Source organism: Streptomyces sp. NBC_00271 (genome assembly GCF_036178845.1).
In the GTDB taxonomy this organism is placed as follows: domain Bacteria; phylum Actinomycetota; class Actinomycetes; order Streptomycetales; family Streptomycetaceae; genus Streptomyces.
Genome location: NZ_CP108070.1, coordinates 8,213,139 through 8,231,641, shown reverse-complemented (window position 1 = coordinate 8,231,641; position 18,503 = coordinate 8,213,139). Strand labels below are relative to the sequence as shown.

The 18,503-nt window shown below is 68.5% G+C and carries 12 protein-coding genes; 2 read left to right on the top strand and 10 right to left on the bottom strand.

Translation table 11 applies throughout. The annotated features are described in order from the left end of the window. Positions 1-7: 7 nt before the first annotated feature. The 3 genes from OG798_RS37370 to rpsO all read right to left on the bottom strand — a co-directional run bounded on the left by OG798_RS37370 (position 8) and on the right by rpsO (position 4,264). Entirely contained in the window at positions 8-1,387 is a 1,380-nt protein-coding gene (locus OG798_RS37370; protein ID WP_095852278.1) for a M16 family metallopeptidase, read from the bottom strand. Then, positions 1,384-3,600, bottom strand: a complete 2,217-nt coding sequence (locus OG798_RS37365; protein WP_067371302.1) for a polyribonucleotide nucleotidyltransferase — start codon at positions 3,598-3,600, stop codon at positions 1,384-1,386. Before OG798_RS37365 ends, OG798_RS37370 begins: the two co-directional genes overlap by 4 nt. Before the next feature lie 376 nt (positions 3,601-3,976). After that, entirely contained in the window at positions 3,977-4,264 is a 288-nt protein-coding gene (gene rpsO / locus OG798_RS37360; RefSeq protein WP_019064787.1) for a 30S ribosomal protein S15, read from the bottom strand. Positions 4,265-4,529: 265 nt separating this feature from the next. On the opposite strand from rpsO, the gene OG798_RS37355 reads away from it, so the two are divergent. Beyond that, positions 4,530-4,868, top strand: coding sequence for a DUF397 domain-containing protein (locus tag OG798_RS37355; protein WP_179436421.1), 339 nt, complete (start codon positions 4,530-4,532; stop codon positions 4,866-4,868). Positions 4,869-4,935: 67 nt separating this feature from the next. Here the strand turns inward: OG798_RS37355 and eccD are convergent, their stop codons facing one another. Next, the gene (eccD, locus tag OG798_RS37350) at positions 4,936-6,444 is read right to left on the bottom strand and encodes a type VII secretion integral membrane protein EccD (RefSeq protein WP_120987390.1); all 1,509 of its coding nucleotides are present in this window, start codon (positions 6,442-6,444) and stop codon (positions 4,936-4,938) included. Between the two features lie 332 nt (positions 6,445-6,776). On the opposite strand from eccD, the gene eccCa reads away from it, so the two are divergent. Beyond that, complete coding sequence (eccCa, locus tag OG798_RS37345; protein ID WP_095852279.1) at positions 6,777-10,745, top strand: type VII secretion protein EccCa; 3,969 nt, start codon at positions 6,777-6,779, stop codon at positions 10,743-10,745. 192 nt (positions 10,746-10,937) lie between these two features. On the opposite strand, the gene OG798_RS37340 is transcribed toward eccCa, so the two are convergent. The 6 genes from OG798_RS37340 to OG798_RS37315 form a co-directional block, all read right to left on the bottom strand. Beyond that, on the bottom strand, positions 10,938-13,037 hold the full coding sequence (locus OG798_RS37340; RefSeq protein WP_328758382.1) for a protein kinase domain-containing protein: 2,100 nt from the start codon (positions 13,035-13,037) through the stop codon (positions 10,938-10,940). 40 nt (positions 13,038-13,077) lie between these two features. Continuing rightward, positions 13,078-15,288, bottom strand: coding sequence for a protein kinase domain-containing protein (locus OG798_RS37335; protein ID WP_328758379.1), 2,211 nt, complete (start codon positions 15,286-15,288; stop codon positions 13,078-13,080). A 9-nt stretch (positions 15,289-15,297) separates the two neighbouring features. Further along, entirely contained in the window at positions 15,298-16,242 is a 945-nt protein-coding gene (locus OG798_RS37330; protein WP_328758377.1) for a serine/threonine protein kinase, read from the bottom strand. Between the two features lie 111 nt (positions 16,243-16,353). Next, positions 16,354-16,653 (bottom strand): WXG100 family type VII secretion target, encoded by a 300-nt coding sequence (locus OG798_RS37325; RefSeq protein WP_067371291.1) that lies wholly within the window; start codon positions 16,651-16,653, stop codon positions 16,354-16,356. A 75-nt stretch (positions 16,654-16,728) separates the two neighbouring features. Further along, on the bottom strand, positions 16,729-17,079 hold the full coding sequence (locus tag OG798_RS37320; RefSeq protein ID WP_097224624.1) for a WXG100 family type VII secretion target: 351 nt from the start codon (positions 17,077-17,079) through the stop codon (positions 16,729-16,731). 121 nt (positions 17,080-17,200) lie between these two features. Continuing rightward, entirely contained in the window at positions 17,201-18,442 is a 1,242-nt protein-coding gene (locus OG798_RS37315) for a S8 family serine peptidase (RefSeq protein WP_443053939.1), read from the bottom strand. Positions 18,443-18,503 lie beyond the last annotated feature (61 nt).

Sequence of the window (18,503 nt, the reverse complement as noted above, 5' to 3'; positions counted from 1 at the left end):
ACGGGAATTACGCGACCGCGTCGTGCAGGCGGGAGGCCTGCTTGTCCTTGAGCGGGCCGATGACCGACAGCGAGGGCCGCTGTCCCAGGATGTCGCGGGCGACCGAACGGACCTCGTCCGGGGTGACCGACGCTATCCGGACCAGCATGTCGTCGACGGACATCTGCTCGCCCCAGCACAGCTCGCTCTTGCCGATACGGTTCATCAGCGCGCCGGTGTCCTCCAGGCCGAGGACGGTGGAGCCCTGGAGCTGACCGATGGCGCGGCCGATCTCGTCGTCCGAGAGGCCGTGCTCGGCGACCTGGTCGAGCTCGTCGCGGCAGATCTTGAGCACGTCGTGGACCTGGCTCGGCCTGCAGCCCGCGTACACGCCGAAGAGGCCGCAGTCGGCGAAGCCCGAGGTGTACGAGTACACGCTGTAGGCCAGGCCGCGCTTCTCGCGGACCTCCTGGAAGAGGCGGGAGGACATGCCACCGCCCAGGGCGGTGTTCAGGACGCCCAGGGCCCAGCGGCGCTCGTCGGTGCGGGCGAGGCCCGGCATGCCGAGAACGACATGGGCCTGCTCGGTCTTGCGGCCGAGGAGTTCCACGCGGCCCGCGGTGCGGATGGCGCGGCGGCCGTCGCGCGGGGCGATCGGCTCGACGGCGCTCTCCTTGAGGGCTCCGGCCTTCTCGAAGGCGGCGCGGACCTGGCGTACGACCTTGTTGTGGTCGACGTTGCCCGCGCAGGCGACCACGAGGTGCGTCGGGTCGTAGTGCTTCTTGTAGAAGCGGCGGATGCGGTCGGCGCTGAGGGCGTTGACCGTGTCGACCGTGCCGAGGACCGGGCGACCGAGGGGGGTGTCGCCGAGCATGGTGTGCGCGAACAGGTCGTGCACGCAGTCGCCCGGGTCGTCCTCGGTCATCGCGATCTCTTCGAGGATCACGCCGCGCTCGGCGTCCACGTCGCCCTGCTCGATCAGCGAGCCGGTGAGCATGTCGCACACGACGTCGATGGCGAGCGGAAGGTCGGTGTCGAGCACACGCGCGTAGTAGCACGTGTACTCCTTCGCCGTGAACGCGTTCATCTCGCCGCCGACCGCGTCGATGGCGGAGGAGATGTCCAGGGCGCTGCGCCGGGAGGTGCCCTTGAAGAGCAGGTGCTCCAGGTAGTGCGTGGCGCCGTTCAGCGTCGGCGTCTCGTCGCGGGAGCCGACGTGCGCCCAGATCCCGAAGGTGGCCGAGCGTACGGAGGGGAGGGTCTCGGTGACGATGCGCAGGCCGCCGGGGAGGGTGGTCTTACGGACCGTACCGATGCCGTTCTCGCCCTTGATGAGGGTTTGGGTACGGGCGACGGCCCGCGCCTCCGAGGAGGTGCGGGCCGTCGTCGTGGAGCTACGAGACGTCACTGGTCGGTGTCGTCCTTCTTGTCGTCGTCGCCTTCGCCCTCGATCACGGGGATCAGGGAGAGCTTGCCGCGGGAGTCGATCTCGGCGATCTCGACCTGGACCTTCTGGCCCACTCCGAGGACGTCCTCGACGTTCTCCACGCGCTTGCCGCCGGCGAGCTTGCGGATCTGCGAGATGTGCAGCAGACCGTCCTTGCCCGGGAGCAGCGACACGAACGCACCGAAGGTCGTCGTCTTCACGACGGTGCCCAGGTAGCGCTCCCCGACCTCCGGCATGGTCGGGTTGGCGATGCCGTTGATCGTGGCGCGGGCGGCCTCGGCGGCCGGGCCGTCGGCGGCACCGATGTAGATGGTGCCGTCGTCCTCGATCGTGATCTCGGCGCCGGTGTCCTCCTGGATCTGGTTGATCATCTTGCCCTTGGGGCCGATGACCTCACCGATCTTGTCCACGGGGATCTTGACGGTGATGATCCGCGGGGCATTCGGGGACATCTCGTCCGGCGTGTCGATCGCTTCCATCATCACGTCGAGGATGTGGAGGCGGGCGTCGCGGGCCTGCTTGAGGGCCGCGGCCAGGACGGAGGCCGGGATGCCGTCCAGCTTGGTGTCGAGCTGGAGGGCGGTCACGAACTCCTTGGTGCCGGCGACCTTGAAGTCCATGTCGCCGAAGGCGTCCTCCGCACCGAGGATGTCGGTGAGGGCGACGTAGTGCGTCTGGCCGTCGATCTCCTGGGAGATCAGACCCATGGCGATGCCGGCGACGGGGGCCTTCAGCGGCACACCGGCGTTCAGCAGCGACATGGTGGAGGCGCAGACCGAGCCCATGGACGTCGAGCCGTTGGAGCCGAGGGCCTCGGACACCTGACGGATCGCGTAGGGGAACTCCTCGCGGGTCGGCAGGACCGGCACGAGCGCGCGCTCGGCGAGGGCGCCGTGGCCGATCTCGCGGCGCTTCGGGGAGCCCACACGGCCCGTCTCACCGACGGAGTACGGCGGGAAGTTGTAGTTGTGCATGTAGCGCTTGCGGGTCACCGGGGAGAGGGTGTCCAGCTGCTGCTCCATGCGGAGCATGTTGAGGGTGGTGACGCCCAGGATCTGGGTCTCGCCACGCTCGAACAGCGCCGAGCCGTGCACGCGCGGGATGGCCTCGACCTCGGCGGCGAGCGTACGGATGTCCGTGACGCCGCGGCCGTCGATGCGGACCTTGTCCTTGATGACGCGCTCGCGGACCAGCTTCTTGGTCAGCGCGCGGTACGCGGCGGAGATCTCCTTCTCGCGACCCTCGAACTGCGGGAGCAGCTTCTCGGCGGCGATCTCCTTGACGCGGTCCAGCTCGGCCTCGCGGTCCTGCTTGCCGGCGATGGTGAGCGCCTGGGCGAGCTCGCTCTTGACCGCGGCGGTCAGGGCCTCGAGGACGTCGTCCTCGTAGTCGAGGAAGATCGGGAACTCGGCGGTCGGCTTGGCGGCCTTCGCGGCGAGGTCCGACTGCGCCTTGCACAGCACCTTGATGAAGGGCTTCGCGGCGTCGAGGCCGGAGGCGACGACCTCCTCGGTCGGCGCCTCGGCGCCGCCCTTGACCAGCTGGATGGTCTTCTCGGTGGCCTCGGCCTCGACCATCATGATCGCGACGTCGCCATCCTCAAGGACGCGACCGGCGACGACCATGTCGAAGACGGCGTCCTCGAGCTCGGTGTGCGTCGGGAACGCGACCCACTGGCCGTTGATCAGCGCGACGCGGACGCCGCCGACCGGGCCGGAGAAGGGCAGACCGGCCAGCTGCGTGGACGCGGAGGCGGCGTTGATCGCCACGACGTCGTACAGGTGGTCGGGGTTGAGGGCCATGATCGTGGCGACGACCTGGATCTCGTTGCGCAGGCCCTTCTTGAAGGACGGGCGCAGCGGGCGGTCGATCAGACGACAGGTGAGGACGGCGTCCTCGGAGGGACGACCCTCGCGGCGGAAGAAGCTGCCGGGGATCTTGCCTGCGGCGTACATCCGCTCCTCGACGTCCACCGTGAGGGGGAAGAAGTCGAGGTTGTCCTTGGGCTTCTTGGAAGCACTGGTGGCCGACAGCACCATGGTGTCGTCGTCCAGGTACGCCACGGCGGAGCCGGCGGCCTGCTTGGCCAGGCGGCCCGTCTCGAAGCGGATGGTGCGGGTGCCGAAGGAACCGTTGTCGATAACGGCCTCGGCGTAGTGGGTCTCGTTCTCCACTAGCGTTTTCTCCTCGTCTTCGTCCCGTCCTGCCCGTGTGGCAGGGGGACGGTGGCGGAGAGGCGCTCCGTCTGGTGCGGGCCGGTCTTCGATCGAAGCACCCGGGATCTCATTCCCCCGGGGGCCACTACCGAGGACCGGCGGCGGTGCGGTGCGCGTCTCCTCGTTCGTTGACGTGACGGTCCCTACCCGGCGGGTACGGAGTCATCACGCTGTGTCGTACGTGCTGTGTCCTGCGTATTGCGTTGTGCTACCACACTACAAAGCGTCGGTGACACTCCGCACGTACAGAGACGTACGGCATTGCTCACGGCAGTGGCACGTACAGCAAAAGGAGCGGCTCCCAAGAGGTGGGAACCGCTCCCTTCACGGCGTCTTACTTGGCGCCCGCCGCACCGCGGCGGATGCCCAGGCGGTCGACCAGCGCACGGAAGCGCTGGATGTCCTTCTTGGCCAGGTACTGCAGCAGCCGGCGGCGCTGACCGACCAGGATCAGCAGACCACGACGGGAGTGGTGGTCGTGCTTGTGGGTCTTGAGGTGCTCGGTCAGGTCCGAGATGCGGCGCGAGAGCATGGCGACCTGGACCTCGGGGGAGCCGGTGTCGCCCTCCTTCTGACCGAACTCACTGATGAGCTGCTTCTTCGTAGCGGCGTCGAGCGACACGCGTACTCCTCGTAGTCTTTGATGTGCCACCGAGTGCCCCTGGTCCACATCTCAGGGGAGCTTCCGTTACTCGGGAGGCGGGGATCCGCTGGGCGCGGCCTCCAGAGCGATGGGCTCCGGGGGTGCGTACACGAACGGCCGTCACACAGCGTACCAGCCTGGCCGGATGCGTCTGTCCAGGTCGCCGAACCTCCCTGGTGACGCGGGCCCGGCCACTAGGGTGACCGCACAGGTCATTCGTACGTGGGGAAGGGGCCGCTTGAACATGGCCGAGGCAGCGGACGCAGCGGGCGTAGCGGACAAGGACATCGCGGCGGAGACGGACGCCGACGTCAAGGCGCGCAAGGAGCGGGAGAGGGACGAGCTCTACGCCCTGGACATCTCCGACGTCGAATGGCACAGCGCACCGGGCACGGAGGAACACGAGGAGCGGGTCGAGATCGCGTACCTGCCCGAGGGCGCGGTGGCCATGCGTTCCTCCCTCGACCCGGGCACGGTCCTGCGGTACACGGAGGCGGAGTGGCGGGCCTTTGTGCTGGGGGCGCGGGACGGGGAGTTCGATCTGGAGCCGGGGCCGCGCAATGGGGGGCTTGCGGCGGGGTGACCGAAGAACGGCGAAGGGGGAGGGCGGCACGCCGTGCGTGCCGCCCTCCCCCTTCGTGGTCCGGTCGTCAGCTGGTCATCGCCCGCGCCTGCCCGTACACGTCGAAGACGGCGAGGGCCAGCGGGATCAGGGTGAGCAGGACGAAGCTCTCGGCGATCTCCAGGAAGCGCCCCCAAAACGGGGTGAGGCCGCGCCGCGGGGTGATCAGGCCGATGGCGGTGACCAGGGCGATGGCCGCGCCGACCGCCGCCACGAGCCAGACGCTGCGGATGTCGAGGGCGGTGGTGTCACCCAGAAGGGCGTCGCGCCAGTAGCCCCGGGGCGGGTTCAGGGCGAGCCCGAGACCGAGGAAGACGAGGGCCGCGAGGCCGGCGGCCAAAGTGGCGACGACTTGCGCGGTGTAGCGGAACAGGTGGGCTCGCATCAGCATGGCGATGCCGGTCGCCAGAGCGAGGAGCTGCGCCCATACGTTGCTGGAGAAGCCGAGGACGATCGACGCGCCCACGGAGACGAGCGCGCAACCGCCGACCAGGCCCACCAGCAGTTCGTGGCCACGACGGGCCTGGGCCGCGACGCGCTCGGCGTCGACGGGGTCCTGGGGGGCCGGCTCGCCCGCGGCGTAACCGCCACGGGAAGGGTTGGGCGGTTCGAAACCGATGGGCAGCCGCGCGAAGCGCATCGACAGGCCCGGCAGGAAGGCGAGCGCGCACACGGAGAGCGGGGCGCAGACGGCGGCCGTCTCGATGGGCCTGAGGTGGGCGAGGATCGCGACGAACGTGGTCACCAGGCCGATCCCGGAGGCGAAGACGAACGCCACGAAGGGGCCGTCGCCGCTGGGCGACACCAGAGTGAGCACCACGGAGACGACCAGGACCGCCGCGCAGGCGAGCAGGAACTGGAGCTTTCCGATGCCCTGCCCTTCGGAGAGCGGCAGCAGTCCGGAGCCCGCCACGGCGACGTTCGGCAGTGCGCCCAGGCCCAGAGCGGCCGCGGAGCCCCGGTCGTCGTACACACGCGTACGCACGCACGCGATGGTGGCCAGCAGGATTCCGGAGACGCCGGCAAGGATGCCCTGGAGGCTGTGCATGTCGTGCCGGATCTGGGAACTCCAGGCCACGAACGCGAGCAGCGCGGGCAGGATGCCGCCCGCGACGAGACCGGCGGCGCGCGTGAGCTCGCCGTTCCACAGGGAGCGGTCACTGGTGACGGCGGAGGCCACCGCCTCGGACACGTCGTCGAAGACGGCGGGCGGCAGCGACTCGGAGAACGGGCGCAGGGTGAGCAGTTCGCCGTCGAGGATGCGTTGCGCCGCGAAGGACCGGGCGCTGTCGAGGACGGTCCCGTCACGTCGTACGAGGTGATAGCCGACGGGGGCGCCCTCGTCGGGGCTCTGCTGGGAAAGGCGCAGGATCTCCGGGTGCAGATCGGCGACCGGCACGTCGTCGGGCAGCGCCACGTCGATGCGGCTGTCGGGGGCCACGATGGTGACCCGGCAGAAGCCGAATCCCATGTTCGCCCCGGAAGGGGCTCCGGTGCCCGGTCCGCCGGTCGCGCCGGCCGGCGCGGAGGCCATCATGCTCACCTGCTGTTCCCCCTCGTCGGTGATGGGGGCACGGCGCCGCCGCGCACGCATTCACCCGTAAAGATCCTGTGTACGTTGTGCCGTGCCGCCCGCGCCGCCGGTCAACTGGGCCTTGGTGCCCGGAGCTTGCGGGAGGCGCTTGTTTCGAAGCGTTGTGGATTGCCCGTTTTTTCCGGGCCGATTCGCAACTGCTCACACGTCTCACGGGCACCCTACCGCCCGCCGTTGTCCGTGGTTGTCAGTAGGATCGCGCTTCGCGATCGACGTCCGCCTGGCACGGGGCGGCGGACGGAAACAACTCGGTCCGGCAAGGGAATTGGTGCGTAGTGAGCCACATCGTCGTCAAGCGCCCACCACGGGCGCTGCCGAAGGAAGTGCCCACGGACGAGGTCGTGCTGCAGGCGCCGCCGGAGCTTCCGCGCGGTCAGCAGGAGGGCGCCCTGATGCAACTCCTGCCCATGCTCGGCATGGGCGGGTCCGTCGTGTTCTTCTTCAACCCCTCGGCCCAGCCCTTCATGAAGATCATGGGCATGGTGATGGTGGCCTCCACGGTCGCGATGGGCATCTCCATGCTGGTCCGCTACCGGCGCGGCAACCAGGGGCAGATGGCCGACATGCGCCGCGACTACCTTCGCTATCTGTCACAGACCCGGCGCACGGCGCTGGAGACCGCGCGGGCCCAGCGCGATGCCCAGTACTACCTGCACCCTTCACCGGAGCAACTGTGGGCGCTGGTCGCCGAGGGCAGCCGGGTGTGGGAGCGGCGCACCGGTGACGAGGACTTCGGGCAGGTGCGGGTGGGCCTGGGCCCGCAGGCCCTGGCCACTCCGCTGTTCCCGCCGCAGACCGGGCCGGTGGACGAGTTGGAGCCGCTCACCGCGGGCGCCATGCAGCGATTTCTGGCCACGCACGGCACCCTCGAGGACCTGCCGATGGCGGTCTCGCTCCGGGCCTTCTACCACGTGACGATCAGCGGCGAGCCGGGCACCGTGCGGGGCACCGCGCGCGCTGTCGCCGGCTCCCTCGCCTCGTTGCACTCCCCCGAGGACCTGGTCATCGCCGTCGCCACCGGACGCGAGTCGGCACCGTGGTGGGAGTGGGCCAAGTGGCTGCCGCACGCACAGGCTCCGGGCCTCACGGACGGCGCGGGCAGCATCCGGCTGATCACGACCGACCCGGCACAGTTGGAGGAGCTGCTCGCTCCCCGCCTCCAGGGCCGCCCGCGCTTCCACCCCGACGGGGCCCCGGTTCCCGAGCAGCCGCATCTGGTGATCGTGCTCGACGGCGTCTCCCTGCCTCCCACGTCGTTCCTGGCCAGCCCCGAGGGCCTGCAGGGCGTGACGGTCATCGAGGTCGTTCCCGGGGACCTCACCACCGGACGCGGCGACCTCTCCGTCATCGTGCAGCCGAAGGAACTGCGCCTGGAGTCGGCGCACGGCATGGTCTACGACGGCACGCCGGATGTCCTCTCGTACGAGGCCGCGGAAGCGCTGGCCCGCCAACTGGCGCCGCTGCGCATGGCATCGGGCGGCGACAACGACGAACCACTGCTCGCCAACCTGGAGTTCACGGATCTGCTGAACCTGGGGGACGCGGCCTCCGTCGACCCGAAGCGGACATGGCGACCGCGCTCGCAGTCGGAGCGGCTGCGCGTGCCGATCGGTCTCGGCGAGGACGGCCGGCCCGTGATGCTGGACCTCAAGGAGGCGGCGCAGGAGGGTATGGGCCCGCACGGCCTGTGCGTCGGCGCGACCGGCTCCGGCAAGTCGGAGCTGCTGCGCACGCTGGTCCTCGGCCTCGCCGTCACCCACTCCTCCGAGACGCTGAACTTCGTCCTGGCGGACTTCAAGGGTGGCGCGACGTTCGCGGGCATGGCCCAGATGCCGCACGTAGCGGCCGTGATCACCAACCTCGCGGACGACCTGACCCTGGTCGACCGCATGGGCGACTCGATCCGCGGCGAGCTGAACCGCCGCCAGGAGATGCTCCGCGACGCCGGCAACTACGCGAACATCCACGACTACGAGAAGGCCCGCGCCGCCGGTGCCCCGCTGCAGCCGATTCCCTCGCTCGTCCTGGTGATCGACGAGTTCAGCGAACTGCTCACGGCGAAGCCGGACTTCATCGAGATGTTCGTGCAGATCGGCCGCATCGGCCGTTCGCTGGGCGTGCACCTGCTGCTCGCCTCGCAGCGCTTGGAGGAGGGCCGCCTGCGGGGGCTCGAGACCTACCTGTCGTACCGGATCGGCCTGCGGACGTTCTCGGCCGCGGAGTCGCGTGCCGCGCTCGGCGTGCCGGACGCCTACGAACTGCCGAACGTCCCGGGCTCCGGTTTCCTGAAGTACGGCACGGACGAAATGGTGCGCTTCAAGGCGGCGTACGTCTCTGGGGTGTACCGCACGAGTTCGGTGCAGGCGTCGCTCGGCGGGCCGCTCCCGATGGACCGCCGGCCCGTGCTGTTCACGGCGGCCGAGGTCCCGGTGCAGTATGTGGCGGTGCCCCAGCAGCGGCAGGCCGCTCCTGACGAGACCGACGACGCGCTGGCCGACACGGTGCTGGATGTGATCGTGCGGCGCTTGGAGGCGCAGGGCCCGGCCGCGCACCAGGTGTGGCTGCCTCCGCTGGACAGTCCGCCGTCGCTCGACACCCTGCTGCCCGGGCTGGCGCCGGTGCCCGGCCGGGGTATGACCCAGCCCGGCTACGAGGGCGCGGGCCGGCTCGTCGTTCCGGTCGGCATCGTCGACAAGCCGTACGAGCAGCGCCGCGACCCTCTCTGGGTGGACTTCGGCGGCGCGGCCGGCCACATGCAGATCCTCGGCGGCCCGCAGTCCGGCAAGTCGACACTGTTGCGCTCGCTCGTCGCGTCCTTCGCGCTCACGCACACCCCGCACGAAGTGCAGTTCTACGGGCTGGACTTCGGCGGTGGCGGCCTGTCGGCCGTGGCCGGTCTGCCGCACGTGGGCGGGGTGGCCTCGCGTCTGGACCCCGAGAAGGTGCGGCGTACGACGGCCGAGGTGTACGGCGTCATGACCCGCCGCGAGGAGTACTTCCGTTCCGCGGGCATCTCCTCGATCGCGGAGTTCCGCACGCGCCGCGCGCGGGGCGACATCTCGATGACCGACCAGCCCTGGGGCGACGTCTTCCTGGTCATCGACGGCTGGGGCAACTTCCGTACGGACTACGAAGCGCTGGAGCCGCTGGTTCTGGACATGGCGGCGCGCGGTCTGGGCTACGGCATCCATGTGATCCTCACCGCGTCGCGTTCCATGGAGGTCCGCGCGAACCTCAAGGACCACCTGATGAACCGCCTGGAGCTGCGGCTCGGCGACCCCATGGACTCCGAGTTCGACCGCAAGGTCGCGGCCAACGTGCCCACGGGCGTGCCGGGACGCGGCCAGACCCCGCAGAAGCAGCACTTCATGGCGGCGGTCCCGCGGATCGACGGCCTGTCCTCCGACACGGATCTGGCGGAAGCGAACACAGCCCTCGCGACCGAGGTCGCCCGCCACTGGCAGCAGCCCGGAGCCCCCGAAGTGCGGCTCCTGCCGAGGGAGTTCGCGGCGCACCAGCTCCCTTCCGGGGACCGGTTCCCGAACCGCGGTGTGTCCTTCGCCCTCGACGAGGACAACCTCGAGCCGGTGTTCGTGGACTTCGAGCAGGACCCGTTCTTCCTGGTCTTCGGCGAGAGCGAGTCCGGCAAGTCGAACCTGCTGAAGCTGCTCATCCAGCGCCTCACCGAGCGCTACGACGGCAACTCCTGCAAGCTGTTCGTGGTGGACAACCGCCGCTCGCTGCTCGGCGTGACCCCGCCCTCGCATCTGGCCGAATACATCCCCATGTCGAACCAGATGCAGCATCACATGGACGCCCTCGCCGACCTGATGCAGCGCCGCACGCCGACCGCGGACGTGACCGCGCAGCAACTGCGCGACCGCAGCTGGTGGAGTGGTCCCACGGTGTACGTGATCGTCGACGACTACGACCTGGTGTCCACGTCGAGCGGCAACCCCCTGGCCGGTCTCACGGAGCTCCTGCCGTTCGCCCGCGACGTCGGCGTCCGGTTCATCATCGCCCGCTCCACGGCGGGCGCGGGCCGCGCCGGCTACGAGTCCTTCATGCAGCGCATCAAGGAACTCGGGGCGCAGGGCGTGGTCCTCGCGGGCGATCCGGCCGAGGGCGATCTGCTGGGCGGCGTACGGCCGCGGCCGATGCCCGCCGGACGGGGTGTGTTCGTGTCGCGGAAGCGGGGGAAGCCGTTGGTTCAGGTCGGTCTGGTGGCGGACGGAGACGTGTGACGGGCGGCTGACGTACGGGGATCTTGGGGCCGTGATCGCTTCGGCGGTCATGGCCCCGGCTCGTTGGGCAACGGGCAGTCACCATGAAGGTCGCACGACGGGTGGGTCTATTCGCAGTCCCGCCGCTGACGCTTGTCCTCACGGTGGGCTGTCCACGCAGACTGAGCACACGTTGCCGGAGTATTCCGTGGCTCAGAAGACCGGCAGCGCGCAGAGCAAGTCGTCGTTTCTGATGAAGGCCCTGTTGCCGTCGACCGCGATCCCGTGGTGCTCGGCTTCGGGCAGTTCGTAGCTCCAGCCCGGATATCCGTTCTCCGCGTACACGGCGTTCACCTCAGTCTTGTACGAGTCGTCGATCATCCACACACCGGTGCCTTGGACAAGGACGGGACTGCCGCTGCTGCCGTCCTTTCGGGAAGTCCAGATACTGCTGCCGTCGGTGATGCCGACGCGTTCGGGAAACATCCCCCCGACCGCGTACACGGAGTCTCCGTGGACATTCACGGGGCCCCATTCCGCGGGAACCTTGTACATGTCTCTGGTCGGGCGGGACCAGATCTCCTTGCCGTCGGCAATCCTTCGCGCGATCAGTTTCTTGCCATTGAGGTACACGACTCCGTCCTGTGCGACGGGGCTGATCCCGATCTTCTTCGCCTGGTTGCGCCGCTCCCACACCAAGCGGCCGTCACTCGTCGCCAGGGCCAGAACATGACCATCGGTCGTCGGGAGCACCAGACGTCCGCTGCTGACCGCTCCGTTCGAGGAGATCTTTCCGCGATACTCCGGCGGAATCCGCGCTGTCCAGCGGACTTTCGCGTCCGAACGTCCCACGCTGCGCAACCGGTTGTCCTTCGTCACGGCGTAGACAGCTTTCTCGTCCGCAGCCACGAGAGACTTGGCGTCGGCGTTCGCCGTCCACTTGGGCTCGCCAGTCGATGCCACGAACGTACGCAGCGTTCCCTCAGTACCAATGGCCACGATCAGGCGGTCGGACAGCGACAGGTAGTGACCCGGAAGTACATTTTGCGCCACCCAACGTTGCTTTCCGTCAACGACGTTGTAGGCCGCGATACCGCGCATCCCGCCACTGCCGTAGTAGCCGATCACGACGACATCCCGCACGGGCAGTGGAGCAGCGGAATCCTGAGCCACCACCTCACGCAGGGTCCACAGCGCCTTCGGAGACCCGTCGACCAGGTAGTCACCGTCGTCCGCGGAGAGCAGACGAGCCTCGGGCGTCTGCAGAGCAGGCGGAAAGGCGAACGGGTCCGGCGTCTCCTGACGTTCCTTCTGCCGGAGCAGCCACCAGCCCGTGGTGCCGCCCCCTGCGGCGAGCACCGTGCCTCCTGCTGCAAATCCCGTGAGTAGTCGCCGCCTGGTCACGGTCGTCACCGCGCCCGTCGTAGGTGGCGCAGTGAGCTGTCGTACCTGGCGTTTCCGGTCCTTGATCTCATCCGCCACCGGGCCGCGCCGCCACACCCGCTCGCTGTTCCTGGGCGCGGCGAATGCGGTGGCGATCTGCCCGGGGGCGGGCCGTGACGCACCGTCCTTGACGAGGCAGGGGGCGGTGAGTGCGTGCAGTTGGGGGGACAGGCCGTTCCAGCGTGGCTCGCCATGAACGACCTCGTACTGGACAGCAGCCACATGCGCACCCTCGAAAGCGCGCCGGCCGGTGGCCGCGTAAATCAGGACGGCGCCCAGGGAGAACACGTCCGCGGCGGGCGTCACGCGACGGCCCAGCACCTGCTCAGGGGCGCCGTACCCGGGCGTGACCGGGATCTGACCGGTCGTGGTGAGCGTCAGACCGTGCTCGGGGCGTGCGATGCCGAAGTCGATGATCCGTGGTCCGGTCGACGTCAGCACGATGTTCTGCGGCTTGAGGTCGCGGTGGATGAAGCCCGCTGCGTGAATATCGGCCAGCGTGCGCGCGATCGACGCGGCCAGGGCGCGCACACCGGTTTCGTCGAAAGGCCCGTATTTCTCAACCACTTGGTCCAGGGTCGGTCCGGTCAGGAACTCCGTTGCGATCCAGGGACGTCCGCCCTCGGTCTGCGCTCCAAGGACCGCCGCCACGCCCGGGCTCCGCACCGCCTGCGCCGAGAACGCCTCACGCACGAAGCGCTGGGCGAGACCCGGGTCATGAGCGAGCTCCGGACGGAGCACCTTGATCGCGGCAACGGTACCCGCGCCGTCCTGACCGACGTACACCTTGCCCATGCCGCCCTCGCCGAGCACGCCGAGCAGGCGGTACGGTCCGAGGCGGATCGGGTCCCCGACACCCAGGGGTTTCATCGCTTACTGCCTTCTCTTCGGTTCATCGCAGGACAGCCGCTCACTTGAGGGGGAAAGCCGCAAGGAACTTGCCGCCCAGCGCGATGGTCACCTTGGCCTTCTCATGGGCGATGAAGCGATCTCCGGTGGTCTTGTACGAGGCTGTCGGCGTGCGCGATGCGAGATCGATCGCCCAGAGTGCCGAAGAACGCTTGCTGTACGCGCAGTCGGTGCCGATCACGGGCGCGGCGGACGTGTCCGCTTTCGTTCCCCCACCGCCCTTCTCCTCCCACTGCGCGCGCCCACTTCCGGATGCGAAGGCGACGAGGCCGAGGCCCTTCTCGACGGCGTACACCACACCGCCTTTGACCGTCGGAGGGCCATACGTGCGCCCGGGGCGCTCCGTCCCGGAGTCCCACACCTGAGCTCCGTCACTCAGCCGCAGAGCCCGCAACCGGCCGCTGCCCAGGTAGAGGTTGTCGGAGTCGGTCGCCAGCGGCAGTTGTACGCGGTCCGGTGCGGCACCGGCAAAAAGCTTCTCCCAGCGAACGGCGCCCGTACGGGTGTCGCGCACGACGACACGGACCTTGCCGTCGTTCGTCTCCTGAAGAGCCACCAGGTTGTTGCCGACGACTCGGGCCGTGGGGAAGTACAAGCGGTCGGATTTGTCCGGCCGCGTGGGCAGCGGCTTGGTCCACAGCCTCTTCCCCGTGCTGATGTCGACGGCGAAAAGCGACCAGGACTGGGATGTCAGAAAGTATGTGTCGTACTCTCCCTGGCCTGCCGCCGCATACACGACACCGTCGGCCGTACACAGCACCTGGTTGTAATCCATGACACCGTTGAAGTCTGCGAACTGGGCAAAGGGTTCAGCCGCTTTGCCCGAGACAAGGTCGACGGACGCGAGGATCAGGGGAAATCCTCCGGGCTTTCCCGCGTTGTTCTCGGACCCTTCCGCTGCCACCATCCGCACGAGCCGCTCACCGTCCGTCGCGATCTGCCAGTGGATCTCCATCTGGTCGGACGCCCACAAGACGTTTCCGGTCCTGGCGTCGATTCCGCCCAGACCTGTACCGGCCACGAGTGTGACCAGGTTTCCCACGGCGAGCGGCTCCACCGCCGGGACGGTGCCGTACGGAGAATCGGCGACCTGAATCTGCCAGAGCGAGTCGAGCTTCTTCCTTGGCAGCACGCTGTTGCTGGGAGTCGCCACGGGCAGCCGCGATTCAGACCCGGACCGCCGGCTCCACGCCCACGCTCCCGCTCCGACGGCCGCCGCGCCAAGTGCCATTCCGCTTCCCGCCAGCAGCAGTCGGCGACGGGGCATCGTCGCGGTCGGTGCGGTCGGCGTTTCCGCGGGTTGTGTGATCGGTGCGTCGAGGCGCTGAGGTGTGATCAGCCAGACCTCGGTGGCACGGCGGGCGATCTCCGCGAGCAGCGGATCCGAAAGATGGTCCGCGAACTCTCCCGTTCCATCGTGGAGTTGGGCCGCGAGTTCCGATGTGGTCGGCCGCCGGAACGGGTTCTTGTCCAGGCACCGGCCGAGCAGGGGGACCAAGGCGGCGGGTACGTCGCTCAAGTCCGGCTCGCCGTAACGGACCCGGTAGAGAAGATCCGCGGTCTGCCCGTGACCGAACGGGGCGTGGCCGGTGGCGGCATAGACAAGCACTCCGGCGAGCGCGAACACGTCTCCCGCCGACGTGTGTTCTTCGCCGCTCGCCTGCTCCGGTGACATGAAGCCCGGGGTGCCGACCGCGGCGCCGACCCTGGTGAGCCGGTCGTCGCCGATCGCGCGGGCGATGCCGAAGTCGATGACCTTCGGTCCGTAGGCCGTCACCAGGATGTTGGACGGCTTGAGGTCGCGGTGGACCACATCGGTGCTGTGCAGTTGACCGAGTGCCCCGCACAGCGCGGCTCCGAGGGCGCGTACGGTCGCCTCGGGGAGCGATCCGGCCACTTCGACCGCCTCGTCGAGAGGCGGACCGAGCACATATTCGGTGGCGATCCAGGGAGTCTCGGCCTGCGTGTCGGCGTCCACGACCAGGGCACCGTGCTGCCCGCCGATGACGCGGGCGGCGTCGGCCTCCAGCCGGAACCTGGTCCGGGCGCTGGGGTCCGAGGCGATACCGGCAAGCATCGTCTTGACCGCGACGGTCCGTCCGCCCGCGGAGCGTGCCAGGTAGACCGTGCCCATGCCGCCACTGCCGAGGCGGACGATAGGGCGATACGAACCGAACGTGTGCGGGTCGTCGTGAGTGAGCGGAGTAGGCATGCGGCGTCGTCAGTCCTGGCGGGAAGTGGACACGGTGGGGGGCGGGATCTCCGCGGCGAGTACGGTGGCCGATTGGTGAGCGATGGCGGCGATCACGCGGCTCGGCAGCCAGCCCGGGCCGAGCAGGGCGGTGGTCGTGGTCGTGAACCCGGCCCTGGCAGACTCCTGGTTCACGCCGGAGGCGAACACGCCCTGCAGTTCCGCCAGTTGGGGGCGGATTGCCGGGTCCCGTGACAGACAGCGGCTGATGACGGTACGCAAGGCCGGCGGAAGTTCGTCGCCTTCTGGGGCCGTCTGGCCTGTCGCGGCGTACGCGAGCGTCGCGCCGAGCGCGTACACATCGCCGTGCGGACGCGGGTGCCCGCCGGCCGCCTGCTCCGGTGGCAGACTGCCCGGCTCAAGTCCCGGCAAGCCAGAACGGGGTGTGCCGTCCGGTGCCGCCGCCCGTACGGCGCCGAAGCAGGTGAGGCGTGGACCGTCGGCGGCGAGCAGTACGGCGGCGGGTGACAGGCCTGCGTACGTGAGTCCCTGCCCGTGCATGACGCCCAGGGACTCGGCTAGGGCAGCCCCGAGAGCGCGGACGGTCCGCTCGGGAAGCGGGCCGCCGTGCACGGCGAGAGCGGTGGGCAGGGGAAGCCCGGGCAGATAGGGGCGGGCAGCCCAGGCCGCCTCTCCCGGTCCGGCACAGGTGACCGTGGACGCCACAAAAGGGCCGAGGAGGTAGCGGGAGGTGTCGGCCTCCGCCATGAAGCGCTGAGGGTCGGTACCGCGATGGGGAACGCTGAGCAGGACCGTGTGCTCACCGTCGTCGCTGCGGGCGATGTAGCACCGCTCCGGGACCGGGATGCGGCTGTAGGGATCGTCCAGCGCGGTGATCAGGACGTATGGACCGATCCGACGCGAGGCCGTGGTGCCTGGCTGCGCTGCACCGGGTCCAGCACCTGTCGCGCGCACCTGATTTCCCGTCCTTGCCGACCGACCTGTTGACCAACGACAGGGTGGGCGCCTCCCGCGCGCGCCCACCCTGCAGTTCCTCTACGAGGTAGTTCCTCTACGAGCCCCGTGCTACTGGAAGTAGCTGGCGCCCTTCTTGTCGCCTTCCATGTACGTACCGCCCGACGTGAACACGACGTGGCCGATGCCGGTCAGCGCCGTGTGAATGTCGGTGGCTTCCTTGTCCCACTTGTGCAGCTTCTCGTTGAAGGTGCCCTGGGCTTCGCCCTCCCAGTACTGCAGGCTGCTCACCACCAGCTGCTTGAGTTCCTGCAGATCCTGCTCAAGCTGCTTCGCCTCGTTACCAATCTTGGTCGCCGCGAAGTCGAGCCCGTCGTAAGTGACTGACAGTCCATCAGAGTTACGGCTCATACCCGTTTACCTCGTCTCGCTCGTGTGTGCCTCATGGGTGCCGGCGTGCTGCCGACGTCGTCAGTACCGCGCGGCTCAGTAAGAACTCAGCGACGACGACGTGACCGTGGGAGCACCGTCCTGTACATCGATCTTGTTGACGGCGGCGCGCACCTCGTCTTCCTTGCTGTCCTTGATGTTGCGCGTCGCGGTCATCGCCTCGATGACATCGCCGAGGATGTTGCCGATGTTCTGCAGGGACTCGTTGATCTCGTACTGCTTCTTGTCGAACGCAGCGCGCCCAATGCCCTGCCACTGACCCTCAAGGCCGTCGATCACTCCCTGAAGCGCGTGCACACGCTTCCGGATGCCGTCGTACTTCTCGTACATCTGCTTCTGAAGTTGGACTACTGCGGCATCTTCGAGCTTCTGCTTGCCGGTGGCCATGATCAGCCTGCCCTTCCTCTGTCTGTGTCTCGGTCCAACTGTCTCGGCTCATCGCTGAGTAGCGGTGAGCACGTTGTCCATGCCCTGCGCGAACCGTGCAGGGCATGGACGGCTGACGACGTCATCTGGCACGTCGCGCCCGCATGACGGCGAAACCGCCGCCTCCGATGACGATCACAGCGGCCGCGGCACCCATTGCGATCCACAGTGTGTTGCTGTCGCTCGACGAGTCCGCGCTCGATCCTGCCGCCGACGTGGCGCCGCCAGAACCCTTTTCCGGGGCTTGTGACGCGGCTGATGCAGAGGCGGAGGGTGAGGACGAAGCGGAAGACGTGGACGAGTCCGCGGACTTGGCCAGCAGATCGCCACCGTTCTCCCTGGCGAGCGGATCGACGTTCGCAGGGCCGGGGTTGTACTCGGGGTTCGCCAGAACCACGCGGGGGCGAACGGCGCCGTAGCCGAGGTAGGTACCCGGTTTGTTCTTCGGCCAACTACGGCCGGCCGTATCGATCAGGGAACGGGTGACCTGGTTCACCGTCCAGTCGGGGTGGGCGGACCAGATCAGGGCGGCGGAGGCGGAGGCGATGGCGGCTGCGGGACTCGTACCGTCCCTGTCGTCGCAGTACGAGCGGAAGTTCGCGTCACACCACCCGGGGAAGTCCTGTCCCGGCGCCGCGAAGTCCACGTAGCCTCCGGACGAGGAGAACTTCGACACTGTGCCAGATTCATCCGACGACGACACACCAACTACATACGGGAACGCGGCCGGATAACCAATCCTGCCCCCGGTTTCACCATCGTTACCGACTGAAGCGATCAGTAGCTTGCCCTTTGAAGCGGCGTAATTAATAGCCGCCTCTTCCTTGGTGCTTGGCCCCTCCGAGCCGAACGACATGTTGATGATCTTGACGTCGGTGTCGGCTGCCGCCCTGATCGCGTCTATAGGGTCGGGCGTCTTCTGCTTCTCTGCCGCACTACCTTTCAGGTTCTCAAGCTCGACGCGAAACGGGACGATCTTCGCTCCCGGCGCCAGGCCCTGCAACCCACCCCCGGCTCCCGTACCCGCGATCAATTCGGCCATGGTCGTTCCATGGCCGCTGTAATCGTCCGTGACGTGGTACGCGACCGACTTGGGGACTTCGTCGGTGAGGACCTGCCCCTTCAACGACGGAGTACTTGCGTTCACCCCGCTGTCGATGACAGCGACTTTGACGCCCTTCCCCGTGCTGACTTTCCACATCTGCTCGGCCTGCATCGGTTCCAAATACCACTGCTTCGACCGGGCGTCGTACGCAGCGGCGTTCGGAGCCATTCCCATACCCACAGCGGCCAGGACGCCGACGGCCGCGCCCACAGCACGCACTCGTCTACCGCAGCGCGTTCTGTGGAACGTAGCCCGCTCGGCTCGTCGGCTGGTCCCTGAC